Annotated in this window: 10 protein-coding genes; all 10 read right to left on the reverse strand. The window is 42.6% G+C overall.

Translation table 11 applies throughout. The annotated features are described in order from the left end of the window. Nucleotides 1-191: 191 nt before the first annotated feature. The 10 genes from AAC854_RS07520 to deoC all read right to left on the reverse strand — a co-directional run bounded on the left by AAC854_RS07520 (nucleotide 192) and on the right by deoC (nucleotide 11,845). Nucleotides 192-467: a helix-turn-helix domain-containing protein gene (locus AAC854_RS07520; protein ID WP_273549729.1), complete on the reverse strand. Its 276-nt coding sequence runs from the start codon at nucleotides 465-467 to the stop codon at nucleotides 192-194. A gap of 18 nt (nucleotides 468-485) precedes the next feature. After that, nucleotides 486-1,322 carry an MrpH family fimbial adhesin gene (locus AAC854_RS07525; protein ID WP_340616554.1) on the reverse strand — a complete coding sequence of 279 codons (837 nt, stop codon included), beginning with the start codon at nucleotides 1,320-1,322 and terminating at the stop codon, nucleotides 486-488. Between the two features lie 65 nt (nucleotides 1,323-1,387). Beyond that, complete coding sequence (locus AAC854_RS07530) at nucleotides 1,388-1,951, reverse strand: fimbrial protein (protein ID WP_047961491.1); 564 nt, start codon at nucleotides 1,949-1,951, stop codon at nucleotides 1,388-1,390. Nucleotides 1,952-2,085: 134 nt separating this feature from the next. Beyond that, nucleotides 2,086-2,844, reverse strand: coding sequence for a fimbria/pilus periplasmic chaperone (locus tag AAC854_RS07535; RefSeq protein ID WP_273549727.1), 759 nt, complete (start codon nucleotides 2,842-2,844; stop codon nucleotides 2,086-2,088). Nucleotides 2,845-2,975: 131 nt separating this feature from the next. Next, nucleotides 2,976-5,717 carry an outer membrane usher protein gene (locus tag AAC854_RS07540; protein WP_340616584.1) on the reverse strand — a complete coding sequence of 914 codons (2,742 nt, stop codon included), beginning with the start codon at nucleotides 5,715-5,717 and terminating at the stop codon, nucleotides 2,976-2,978. Nucleotides 5,718-6,273: 556 nt separating this feature from the next. Next, nucleotides 6,274-6,813: a fimbrial protein gene (locus AAC854_RS07545; RefSeq protein WP_340616555.1), complete on the reverse strand. Its 540-nt coding sequence runs from the start codon at nucleotides 6,811-6,813 to the stop codon at nucleotides 6,274-6,276. Nucleotides 6,814-7,541: 728 nt separating this feature from the next. Continuing rightward, a complete protein-coding gene (deoD, locus tag AAC854_RS07550) occupies nucleotides 7,542-8,258 on the reverse strand; it encodes a purine-nucleoside phosphorylase (RefSeq protein WP_340616556.1) in 717 nt (238 codons plus the stop codon). A gap of 76 nt (nucleotides 8,259-8,334) precedes the next feature. Next, nucleotides 8,335-9,558: a phosphopentomutase gene (gene deoB / locus AAC854_RS07555; protein WP_340616557.1), complete on the reverse strand. Its 1,224-nt coding sequence runs from the start codon at nucleotides 9,556-9,558 to the stop codon at nucleotides 8,335-8,337. A 77-nt stretch (nucleotides 9,559-9,635) separates the two neighbouring features. Next, nucleotides 9,636-10,976, reverse strand: coding sequence for a thymidine phosphorylase (deoA, locus tag AAC854_RS07560; protein ID WP_340616558.1), 1,341 nt, complete (start codon nucleotides 10,974-10,976; stop codon nucleotides 9,636-9,638). Between the two features lie 89 nt (nucleotides 10,977-11,065). Then, nucleotides 11,066-11,845 carry a deoxyribose-phosphate aldolase gene (gene deoC / locus AAC854_RS07565; protein ID WP_340616559.1) on the reverse strand — a complete coding sequence of 260 codons (780 nt, stop codon included), beginning with the start codon at nucleotides 11,843-11,845 and terminating at the stop codon, nucleotides 11,066-11,068. Between the last annotated feature and the right edge of the window lie 445 nt (nucleotides 11,846-12,290).

Consider the following 12,290-nt stretch of genomic DNA (forward strand, 5'->3'; position numbering starts at 1 on the left):
CAGTTGCCAGACCGCAAGGTGTTTTAACAAATCAAAAGGGGTTTTTATAGCAGACTTATAGCTGTAAGCTCTACGGAACCCCCAGCCAAGCTGGGGGTTTTCTATATACAAAAAAGCCATTCCTGTTCGGGAATGGCTTAGGTTTTTGCAGCCTTAATCTTTTTCTATTTATTAACAATATAAATCCTGCCTTATAATCCCAATATTGTTTCCGCCACACAGTCATATTGATTATTCATATTAACTTTAGGGGGAGTAAAACAATCCTCCAAAAACCAGTCTGCGGGCGTTTCCAGAGCAATAGCAATAGCAACCAAATGCTCCAGACTGATTCTATTAGTTCCTCGTTCATAACGTGACAATTGCTGATGACTAACTCCAATTTTGTCTGCCAGCTCTGCTGCTGTCACTCCAATTTCTTTCCTTTTCATTTGGATTCTTTTTCCTACCAGCATACTGACGTGCATAATATCTTTGCTCTCAATTTATAAATAAGTTAAATAAACGACTGCGGTGCCTTCATATTTACCGGCTTTTGGTAGAGTGATTGTGTGCAGTGTTGATTTTAGGGTGAAAGGTGCCCTTTCATTATTTTTTCTGGCAGTGACCCCGACCCCATTTGCTGCGTCTTGGTCATTAATTTGCAATGTCGCATGCATTTGTCTATTGGAATCAAAATAAACTTTAGGCTCGCCATCGATTGATTTAGCGTGCAACTGTATTTTGCTGCTGGGAAGAGCACATTCAAGGTAACCATTAATTGTTCGGCTGGCGTTATTCACTTCTGAAGCAATTAATTCCCCGTATGCAATTTCAGAAGGTATGTAAATTTTACAAGATTGACGTGGAGGCGGCATTTTATTACAAGTGGAATTCGGGAATTTTTCAGCATTACCATTTCCAGGGAATGTCTTCGGCGCATAAAACAAACCTACACATTCTGAATCTGCGGTCATAATGTCGAATGTAACCCGTTTAGGAATTCCAAATTTCTTTTTATAAGCCCGCATAACATCAGCCGTTGTCGGATATTTTTGTGCATCTGTCAGGCATACCCCTGCAATGTCACAAGAACCGTACATACCCGGCTGATGCGTCTTATACTGCACATCAGGGCCAACAAGGCATTTTCCCCATTTATAACAAGGATTCGGGATACCCTCTTCCTCTGTCCATTCAATAATTTCCATGGTTGTGGTAGCTTGATTACCCTTTGGTACCGTATTCACCGGCATCACATAAGCCCCACCATAGACATGTGTGGCGCTTAATAAAAACAACAACGCCGCTAGTTTCAACAACGATTTTTTAATATGGCGCATAGCTTATTTTCCAAATAGCATCTGATTCTGACTAAAGATCGTGGATGAAAAACCAGTCAGCATGACTAGTCGTAGTTAACTTCAAAAGCCGCGATTGCAGTAAATCGACCAACACCAATCTTTTTCTCCTGAAGAGCGCTAGGCTCGGCTTGTATATATGCCCGGAATGGGATCACATTATTTCTGCTATCAGCTAATAACGGGAATTCACTGGTTTTATTAAACGGTATCGGTGTACCATCGGTTGTTTCCATTCCAATAGCTACACCACCCGTACCAGCGGTAGATCTAATTGCTAACAATCCCGGCAATTCTTTGCTGGATTCTCCTGCGAACTTAATTTTTAGGCGTTTTGTGACACGAGGATCACAATTCTCCAGACGAAGATTAAATCGTTGGTTTTCTGTACGATGTTTCTGATAAAGATCCCTGTTAGAAATATTTCCGAAATCTACTTCTATATTTTGATCTTCTGTCTTAATCGAACAAGTCGGAGCAAGTACAGTGAACGTAATTTTGACATCTTGGCGCAGGTTATCTTGTGCATACGTAATTTGCTGGCTATTAATGCCCAAAAGAAACAACCCTGTCAGTACATATTTGGATAATTTGATGCTTAACGGACTCATTATTATTACCCTACATTTATCCAATTATTTATCGAAAGAAACTCATCTCGTTCCGGCTAGTTCTGTATTGATGCCCATCAACGTTGCTATTTGCTATTGATGGGACATCACCTATACAACTTAACTTAATTTAATCAGCTTCCTTCAGTGACGATTTTTTCCACCGCACAGGTATCGCCACTACAATTAAATGTTAACTGAGGATGACCACCATAATCATTGACATAGGTCAGTACCGGCGTATTCCCCAATGAACTGATTGTTCCACCCAGTTTTTCGCTGCTTCTGGGCGCTAACATAACAGGCTGAAAACCTTCTACACTCTTACCATTCAATTTGTTCGATGCTTCTGAAATAGTGATGTAATAAGGTGTTGGGTTATTCACTAAATACTGATTTCCTTCACGGGTTAGAGTGAGTTTTTCTTGCCACGGGTTATCAATATCAATACGACGTGCGATGACAGCTTCAGGACGGTAGAACAATTTGATGCGCGTTTGTACAGCAAGTTGCAATACATTAGGCTTCTCACTGCGTGGTGGAATTTCGCGAACATTGAAATAGAACAAGCTCTCTCTATCTTGTGGCAGTTGAGCGATGGTCGGCAATGTTTGAATCTTAACCTGACTCTTTGATCCGGCTTCAATACGTTGTACAGGCGGAACAACAACAAGCGGACCATTGATCTTATTTCCCTTTTCATCTTCAATCCATGACTGTGCCAAATAAGGCAAATCAAGATGTTGATTTTCGACGTTAAGGCTAACGGATTTCACATCCCCATTAAAAATGACTCGGGTACGATCCAACGTTATCGCAGCCATTGCCTGATGAACTGACATCAAACCAATCAGTGCCATGGCAGTTATCATTAGAATTTTTTTCAGTTTCATAGTGTCATTTGCTCATGCTCAAAAGAAGCTCAGGTTTATACTGATGTGCTAACCAAAAGCAGCACTTCCCGCGTCAAAAAAGCAATATAATACGCTATTTAAGACAGATTTTATGGACCGTTTCATTACATTTACTTATCTTCGCCTTTTAAAAATTGACAAGGCAACAAAATTGCAGACAAAGATTCTGTAGCAATATCATCTGGTACGGTAATCTCACACTGGGCATGCCCATTCCAATGTACTTTCAATTTTTCATCCTGATTAATCCCGCTCAGGTAAGCGTATCCATCATCATTGACAATGCCGATTTCACGCTGAGCGGCATTCAAGACAGAAGCACCAAAAGGTGGGAATGAACCATCAGGCTGCCGGATAATCGTCATCGCTTTAATCCCGGACACAACTTGGAATTTGCGATAACCAATCGCACCTTCTGTCAATGTTGCCTGCTGGACAGAGCGCAGTGCCTCTACATCATCTGGCAAGTTATCTAAGTCAATATTTGCCGTATTACGGTAATAGTTGTTCACATCAACCAGCACCGCTTTACCAAAATAGTTGGTATGAACTGCCGAACCGAATCCCCGGATAGGGACATTGCTGACCCCTTCTGCATCTACCATCAGACGGGTTGCCCCCGGCATGTTGATACGGTGCAGTGCGGCCCCACTTGCGGTTACAGTCACTCCGCCTTGTAAGCCAAGTGCAGCCGTGGTATTGCCACCATCCTGATAACTGGCGCTGGCAGTCAACAGTGCCTTGTCACCATAGTGAGTGTAATAACCATCCGCTAATGCCCTGCCGCGCATACTGGTACCCGCTGAAATACGGTAGTTATTGCGATCATCAATGCGGCCATAGTAGCCAGCCATATGAGAGTTGCCTTGACGGTTAAGCATTCCGCTATAGCTGAAAGTGCCGCTATCTCCCCACGGAACGGAAAGATTCAGGTACATGCCGTCATCTTTTCTATTGTCAAAATTGTTGCGGTAGGCTGACAGACTGACACTGATATTTTTATAACGTCCAATATCTACGTATTTGGATAAAGAGACGTTATAACGATCATTTGTCGGCCGATTCCAGTAGGTTTGATGGCTATAGTTAAGGTGAGCACTCAGACCGATATCTGTAAATTGTTTATTGAAAATAATGGTATACAGCTCTTTGCCACTATCAGAAGAAACATTACGATAGCGACGATCAATATACTGCCCCATATTCATGAAATTGCGTTCAGAGAAACGATATCCGGCAAATGTCACTTGGCTATTGTATTGATCAAAACGTTTCGAATAACTGAGACGATAAGAGCCGCCCGTCAGCGTCTTGTGCTCTCCCGGTAATCTTGCCCTTGATTCCGTCACGTCAAATGACAGCGCACCAAACATCATCAAGTCACGGCCGATCCCCAATGACAAGGCGTTATAATCCCCCGCCGCCAAAAGGCCGCCATACAATGACCAACCGTTGTTAATTCCCCAGGAGAATTCCCCCAAACCAAACGCTGGCCCTTCACGACGGTGCTTATCATTAGTCGATTGACCCCCCACTAATTTGTACTGCACACGTCCGGGGCGAGTAAGGTAAGGAATAGTCGCCGTGTTGACCTGAAATTGCTGTACACTACCGTCTTGCTCTTCGACTCTGACATCCAGTGTTCCTGCCACAGCATCACTCAGATCCTGAATACGGAATGGGCCAGAAGCGACCTGAGTTTCATATAATACTCTTCCCAGTTGGCTAATCGTCACTTTGGCATTAGTCCGCGCCACGCCTGTGACTTCAGGCGCATATCCGCGCAAATTCGGTGGCAGCATATTTTCATCGGTCACCAAACTGACACCGGTATAGCGGAAGCTATCGAAAATGTTGGAATTGAGATAATCCTCACCCAATGTTAATTTCGCTTCCAAACGAGGGAGCGCACGATACGCGTAATAACGGCTCCAATCCCACTCGCGCTCTCTTCCACCAGAACTATTTCCACCAGAATTATTCCCGCCAAAGTTACTCGACTTATCAGATTTATCATCCTTGGTTTTAAAACGATTATATCTGGCCTGCCAATCAGCGCGAAAACGCCACGCACCAGCATTCATACCCGCAGTTCCGATAGCGCTTACCTGTTGGTTACTGCTGCCGTGGTTAGGTTTGGATGTTTGTGCGTTAAGGTTATAGTCAAACAGCAATCCGGGGATCCCATTATCCCAACGGGAAGGAGGGTCCCAGTCCTGCAAGTCATATTCCAAATAGATTTTAGGGACAATCAAATACAGCGTATAAGTGGCTAAATCACCTCTGGCCGATAAGCCCGGCAGGGTATTGAGATCGAGACATTTCCCCTCATTCCGCCAACCCAATTTTTCTACCCACTCTGGTTTCAGTGCGATTTGTTTCACTAATTCGGGGGATATACAGGCTTGACTGCCTTCCGGATCATCAGGTGGTGCAATGAAATCGATAGGATACATCTCCGGAAATTCATTTTTATTCATCCGGACACCCATTATATAGTTACCCGGCATGATATAACCCGCGCGTGCGAACTTATCCAAATCAATATTGGCACGTTCACCGATATCCAGCGCATCGGTATTGAATTCAATTCCTGGCTTAGAATAACCTGCCTGAATACTCGATAATGCAAACAGTACCAGAGCAGAAAGAGGTTTAATTCCGTAGATTAAATGGCTTTTTTTTATTTTATTAACGCTCTTATTTTTATTAACCACTCTATTTTTATGACAGGTGTTTTTTCTATTACTGTTCGTTTTTTTATTAAAAGATGAAGAATCATGATTCATAGAATCTGAAAACAAAGCCATAGCATCCTCTAAACAATGAATTGTTAATAAACCAATCTGAATTTAGCCGCTGTTTGATACTGCCAAGTCTGTCAGTGTGTAGGGGTTATCACCAATTACATGGCATCATTAATATTCATCGTTCTAAATTGAGGACCATGACCGGTACTGAGGTTGCAGAGGTAGCCACATGTCCTGCTTTTATCCGTAATAGTTACGTTCTCTGTTTTATGCTTTACTGGCTTAACCGTACTGCGGGGAATAGAGAAAACATGTCACCATCGGTATGCCATCAAAAATTACTTTCGAATGGCAAAAAAATTATTTTCCTACCTAATACAGCCAATAGAGAACACCGTAGATTAAATAAACAAAAAAGGGTATTTCAATTTACCTCATATAGGGTTCATTTCGTTAATGGCACATTCTGCTTACTCAATGAGTCGTAATATTGATTTATATCAATAAAGCCGATCCCGTTACAGAATATTTTAATACCATACTGCTAACATGTGATATCCAAGAAATACCCTGAAAGTATCATCAGGAAACTCATAATAAAAATTGCGATTGGTTTCCTGATATTCAACTAATAAAAATTACCTATCAGCTCGGAATATTACAGGTAGTTCAGAGTAAAGTTTGCGATAGCAGTAAAGTTACCAGTTTTCACTCCGATATCTTTACCATCTTCAGTTTGTAGACCTTTCAGGCGAGCAGCAAAGTTCAGGGTGTTATCACCATCGTGTATAGTCATTTCGTCAGATGCTTGACCCAGAGGAATATGCTTGTTGCCATGATTAGTGATCATGATAGCAGCACCTTTCGCACCACCTTCAAGTGCTAACAGTCCTGTGATAGGACTATCAGCTTCTGGACCAGTGAAAGTTGTTTTTACACCTTTCATAACATCAAGAACACAGTCTTGCAATTCAATTTTGAAGGGCTTAGAAGCTGATTCACCGCCATTTGTCAGGATCTTGTTGTTGATTTGGCCCATCTCAACTTCAATATTATTATTTTTGATCGAACACACTGAATTAATAATAGAACCATTGAATTTGACCGTGCCGTTACCCTCGGTAGGTGCTGCATTTGCCGCGCCAGCAGTTAAAGCCACACCCAAACCTAAAACCATCGCCAATTTATTAAGTTTCATAATTTAACTTATACCTTTAATTGTAAAATAGATACTGATAGCCAAAAGGAAGCCGAAGCACAGAAATTAATTTCTGACACTTAGGCGAATGATTATTTAGTTTTTTGACAGAAATCATAACTGGTCAAAATAAACCAAACTGGCAATATCATTCTACAGAATAAGTCTTAAGTCAAATTTCAGCCGATAAAACTGGCTATGTGCTTTAACATCATATGAAATATGAGTTTTTATAAAAAAGTACGCATAATGAGTAGTATATTTTACTAATAATTTTTTTATTTTGGATTATTCCCCTGAGTTATATCGAGCAATGTTTAGTAGTTTAGCATCTTAATTGGCGTTGCTTTATTACTCTATTTTACCTTCCTGAAAATAAGGAAAAATTTATTATCTCGACACAGCCATAAAATTTAGATTTTATTGTCAATTATATTGATTAATCCAAAGCAAACACGATACATTTATCTGGATAGAATAATTACCAAACTAATTATCAATTACTGACACTACTTAAAAAAATTCCGCTTTAAATTTGTTAAATTTATTCTCTTCATTCATTTTTTAATCAATTTAGTGAGGAATAAAATAACTATTAAATAAATTGGCCTGTTCTATCATTAACAAAATATGAAAAGGGAAAATAGGTTTTATAAATAAAAAGCCCTTTCCATTATTGGAAAGGGCTTATCGTTTTCTAATAAAATGGCAAAACTATTTACGTTTTTTTAATTATCACCTAACAAAATGGATTCAAGTGCAATCTCAATCATATCGTTAAATGTATTTTGACGTTCTTCAGCCGTTGTTTGTTCGCCTGTACGAATATGGTCAGAAACAGTACAAATCGCCAGTGCTTTTGCACCAAACTCAGCAGCAACACCGTAAATACCGGCTGCTTCCATTTCAACACCCAGAATGCCGTATTTTTCCATTACATCGAACATCTGAGGATCTGGCGTATAAAACAGATCAGCAGAGAAAATGTTACCTACACGGGCATTGATATTCTTCGCCTTGGCAGCATCAACAGCATTGCGAACCAGATCAAAATCAGCAATCGCTGCGAAATCGTGATCTTTAAAACGCAGGCGGTTAACTTTGGAATCGGTACATGCCCCCATGCCAATCACAATATCACGGATTTTGACAGCTTCACTGACAGCACCACAGGAGCCGATACGGATGATTTTTTTAACACCGAATTCAGTGATCAGTTCTTTGGCATAGATAGAGCAAGATGGAATGCCCATGCCGTGGCCCATAACAGAGATGCGGCGGCCTTTATAAGTACCGGTAAAGCCAAGCATACCGCGAACGTTATTAACCTGACGAGCATCTTCCAGAAAAGTCTCAGCAATGTATTTTGCACGCAGTGGATCACCCGGCATCAAAACAACATCAGCAAAATCGCCCATCTCAGCATTAATATGTGGGGTAGCCATAAGTTTATTTCCTTGTTTTTTTTACGTATCAACATAGGTGAAAATGAGGAGGCCCATTGCATTGGCCTCCAAAAAATTAAAACATCGCTTTACCGTAATCCATTGGCGTCAGGTCGAAATAGTTCGCCACTGTCTGGCCAATGTCGGCAAATGTTTCACGATGCCCTAATGAACCTGATTTAACGTTAGGTCCGTAAACCAGAACCGGGATATGCTCACGAGTGTGATCAGATCCCGCCCAAGTCGGGTCACAACCGTGGTCGGCAGTAAAAATCAGAATGTCATCTTCTTTAACCAATTTCAGCATTTCTGGCAGACGACGATCAAACAATTCCAATGCAGCCGCATAACCAGCAACATCACGGCGATGGCCGTAAGAAGAGTCAAAATCAACAAAGTTGGTAAATACGATGGTGTTATCCCCTGCCTGCTCCATTTCAATCAGTGAAGCATCAAACAGGGCATCAATTCCTGTTGCTTTAACCTTTTTAGTGATACCCACATTCGCGTAGATATCGGCAATTTTGCCGATGGAAACCACTTCACCCTGCTTTTCATCAACCAGTTTTTTCAGAACGGTTGGCGCTGGTGGTTCAACCGCCAAGTCATGGCGATTGCCGGTACGCTGGAAATTCCCTGTTTTATCACCCACAAATGGACGGGCAATAACGCGCCCAATATTATATTCGCCAATATTCAGCTCTTCACGGGCAATTTCACACAACTCATACAGGCGATCCAAGCCAAATGTCTCTTCATGGCAAGCAATCTGGAAAACAGAATCCGCAGAAGTATAGAAAATCGGCTTACCGGTTTTCATGTGCTCTTCACCCAGGTTATCCAGAATCACGGTACCGGAAGAGTGGCAGTTCCCCAGATAACCCGGCAAGTTAGCACGCTCAACCAGTTTATCCAGCAATTCCGGTGGGAAACTGTTTTCTTGGTCATGGAAGTAACCCCAGTCAAACAGAACCGGAACGCCTGCGATTTCCCAGTGACCTGATGGCGTGTCTTTACCAGAAGAAAGTTCACTCGCGTAACCATAAGCACCAATAATTTCGGCATCTTTATCCAGACCAATCGGGAAGGTTCCACAGGATTCCTCCGTTGCCTTACCCAATCCCAGCCGACTGAGGTTAGGCAGGTGCAATGGCCCTTTACGACCAATATCAGCCTCACCACGAGCACATTGTTCTGCGATATGGCCTAAAGTGTTAGATCCTTTGTCACCAAACTTTTCAGCGTCAGCACTTGCACCGATGCCAAAAGAATCTAATACCATGATGAATGTACGTTTCATAATTTTCTCCTGCGTCAATTCACGCTATCAATGCGGGAACTGCCAGCTATTAAAATCGATTTTCAATCTTGTGTGGTTTATCCACCAATATGACGGTAAACCATCGGTGTGGCGACTTTTGTTTCAGTTTTTTCAAGAACGGTTTCTTCAAAAACAAAAGCGTTGCGCACGGCTTCTTCCGCTTCATGCCAGGCATTTTCGCTATTAGCATGAATCATCGCCAAGGGGGTATCTGCATTGACTGTTGTCCCAAGCGCAACGATATCATTTAACCCCACACTGTAATTTATAGGGTCGGTCGCCTTACGACGGCCTCCTCCCAATGCAACAACAGACATTCCCAATGCTCGGGTATCCATTTTTGCAATGATTCCATTTTTTCCGGCCAATACTGACTTGGTGAATTCCGCAGTCGGCAGGTAACGGGCATAATTTTCAACAAAATCTGTTGGCCCTTTCTGTGCTGCCACCATACGGCCAAATATTTCAGCCGCTTTGCCGCTGTCCAATACTGCCTGTAACTTACGACGCGCATCATCACGATCGGCTGCCAAATTGCCTGAAACCAGCATCTCAGCAGACAGCGCCATCGTAACTTCAAATAGCCGGGGATTACAGTACTCGCCTGTCAGAAACCGGACAGCTTCACGAACCTCCAACGCATTACCGGCACTGGATGCCAGAACTTGATTCATATCCGTCAATAATGCGGTTGTTTTGCAACCCGCACCATTGGCTACCTCGACGATAGACTCTGCCAGACGCTCTGATTGTTCATACGTCGGCATAAATGCCCCGGAACCAACTTTCACATCCATAACCAACGCATCCAATCCTTCAGCCAGCTTTTTACCCAAAATCGAGGCAGTAATCAAAGGAATAGAATCAACGGTCGCTGTGATATCACGCGTCGCATAAAACCGTTTATCCGCAGGGGCCAATGAGCTGGTCTGCCCTATAATAGCGACGCCAACATCCTGAATAATGCTACGGAAACGTTGTTCATCTGGAAAGATGTCAAAGCCGGGGATAGATTCTAATTTATCCAGCGTTCCTCCGGTATGCCCCAAACCCCGCCCGGAGATCATCGGCACATATCCTCCACAGGCTGCCACCATAGGGCCAAGCATCAGGGAAGTGACATCTCCCACACCGCCCGTCGAATGTTTATCGACAATCGGCCCGGGTAAGTTCAGGGTTTTCCAATCTAAAACTGTACCGGAATCACGCATTGCCAATGTCAAAGCAACCCGTTCTTCCATTGTCATATCATGGAAATAGATAGTCATTGCCAGAGCAGCAATCTGCCCTTCAGAAACCGTGTTATCACGAACGCCATTAATGAAGAAGCGTATTTCTTCTTCACTCAATGAATGGCCATCACGTTTTTTGCGAATAATTTCCTGTGCCAGAAACAAAGCTACCTCCCAATCATTATTATCTGAAAAGAATGGCAGTAATACACATCACTTTAATCTTAACGTGTATTTAATGAGTCATTATTGCCTCAATAACCACTGCTCTGCTTGTGTCCCTGATGTCCAAGTGTGGTCAGCAAACTGCCCAACAAACTGGACGCACCGAAACGGAAATGGCGGGAATCAGCCCATTTGTCTCCCATGATACGTTCGGCCAGTGCCAGATACTGCGCCGCTTCTTCAGCAGTACGCACACCACCCGCAGGCTTGAAGCCAACGGTATCGCCGACGCCCATATCACGGATCACATTCAGCATAATTTCAGCACTTTCCAGTGTCGCATTAACGGGAACTTTACCTGTTGAGGTTTTGATAAAATCCGCACCCGCTTTAATTGAAATTTCAGATGCCTTGCGAATCAGATCGGCTTCTTTTAATTCACCGGTTTCAATAATGACTTTCAGCCAGACACCTGATTCTGCACAGGCTGTTTTACAGGCTTTCACCAGATCAAAACCAATCTGTTCATTACCTGCCATCAATGCACGGTAAGGGAAAACAACATCCACTTCATCAGCACCATAAGCGATGGCCGCGCGGGTTTCAGTCAGTGCAATATCAATATCATCATTGCCGTGTGGGAAATTAGTCACCGTGGCAATGCGAATTTCGGGGGTTCCCTGCTCACGCAATACCTTGCGCGCCACGGGAATAAAACGTGGATAGATACAGACGGCGGCCGTATGTCCGGCAGGGCTGTTTGCCTGACGACAAAGTGCCGTCACTTTTTCATCTGTATCATCATCATTAAGCGTAGTTAAATCCATCAGACTCAGCGCACGCTGAGCGGCGGCGGTTAAATCGGTCATAAAACTCTCCAACGGTATTATTATCGTGACTGAATCAGTTCACATATTCTTTTGTACGATTATTTTGAACGAACGGTTATCGTTAACCATTAACACATTCGTTTGTTGGCGAGCGGACTTGGTTCCTTGAAGATGTTGCTATCATAATAATAGACGACAACAACAATAGAGTTCCTTCTCTCCGCACTATTTTTTGTGCAATTTTTCTGCACTTAGCTCTCTTCAGCTTGCATAACCTTACGGGTATCAGCTTCATCCATAAAGTCTTTGCATATCATTATTTGAACATGTAAATGATCAATAGTTAGTGCTGAAAATCACATTAATAAAATACAATTTGCAATCACAAACATTTTAATGTGAATTTGATCACATTTATGATTTCAGGAAAAACAAAAGCAGGTGAGATATCTCACCTGCATTCAATTTGATACGCGTTTTCCTG

It is taken from the genome of Xenorhabdus entomophaga (assembly GCF_037996725.1).
GTDB lineage: Bacteria > Pseudomonadota > Gammaproteobacteria > Enterobacterales > Enterobacteriaceae > Xenorhabdus > Xenorhabdus khoisanae.

Coding starts and splice junctions, on each gene's coding strand:
- AAC854_RS07520 (WP_273549729.1), bottom strand. CDS start 467: ATGCACGTCAGTATGCTGGTAGGAAAAAGAATCCAAATGAAAAGGAAA.
- AAC854_RS07525 (WP_340616554.1), bottom strand. CDS start 1,322: ATGCGCCATATTAAAAAATCGTTGTTGAAACTAGCGGCGTTGTTGTTT.
- AAC854_RS07530 (WP_047961491.1), bottom strand. CDS start 1,951: ATGAGTCCGTTAAGCATCAAATTATCCAAATATGTACTGACAGGGTTG.
- AAC854_RS07535 (WP_273549727.1), bottom strand. CDS start 2,844: ATGAAACTGAAAAAAATTCTAATGATAACTGCCATGGCACTGATTGGT.
- AAC854_RS07545 (WP_340616555.1), bottom strand. CDS start 6,813: ATGAAACTTAATAAATTGGCGATGGTTTTAGGTTTGGGTGTGGCTTTA.
- deoD (WP_340616556.1), bottom strand. CDS start 8,258: ATGGCTACCCCACATATTAATGCTGAGATGGGCGATTTTGCTGATGTT.
- deoB (WP_340616557.1), bottom strand. CDS start 9,558: ATGAAACGTACATTCATCATGGTATTAGATTCTTTTGGCATCGGTGCA.
- deoC (WP_340616559.1), bottom strand. CDS start 11,845: ATGACCGATTTAACCGCCGCCGCTCAGCGTGCGCTGAGTCTGATGGAT.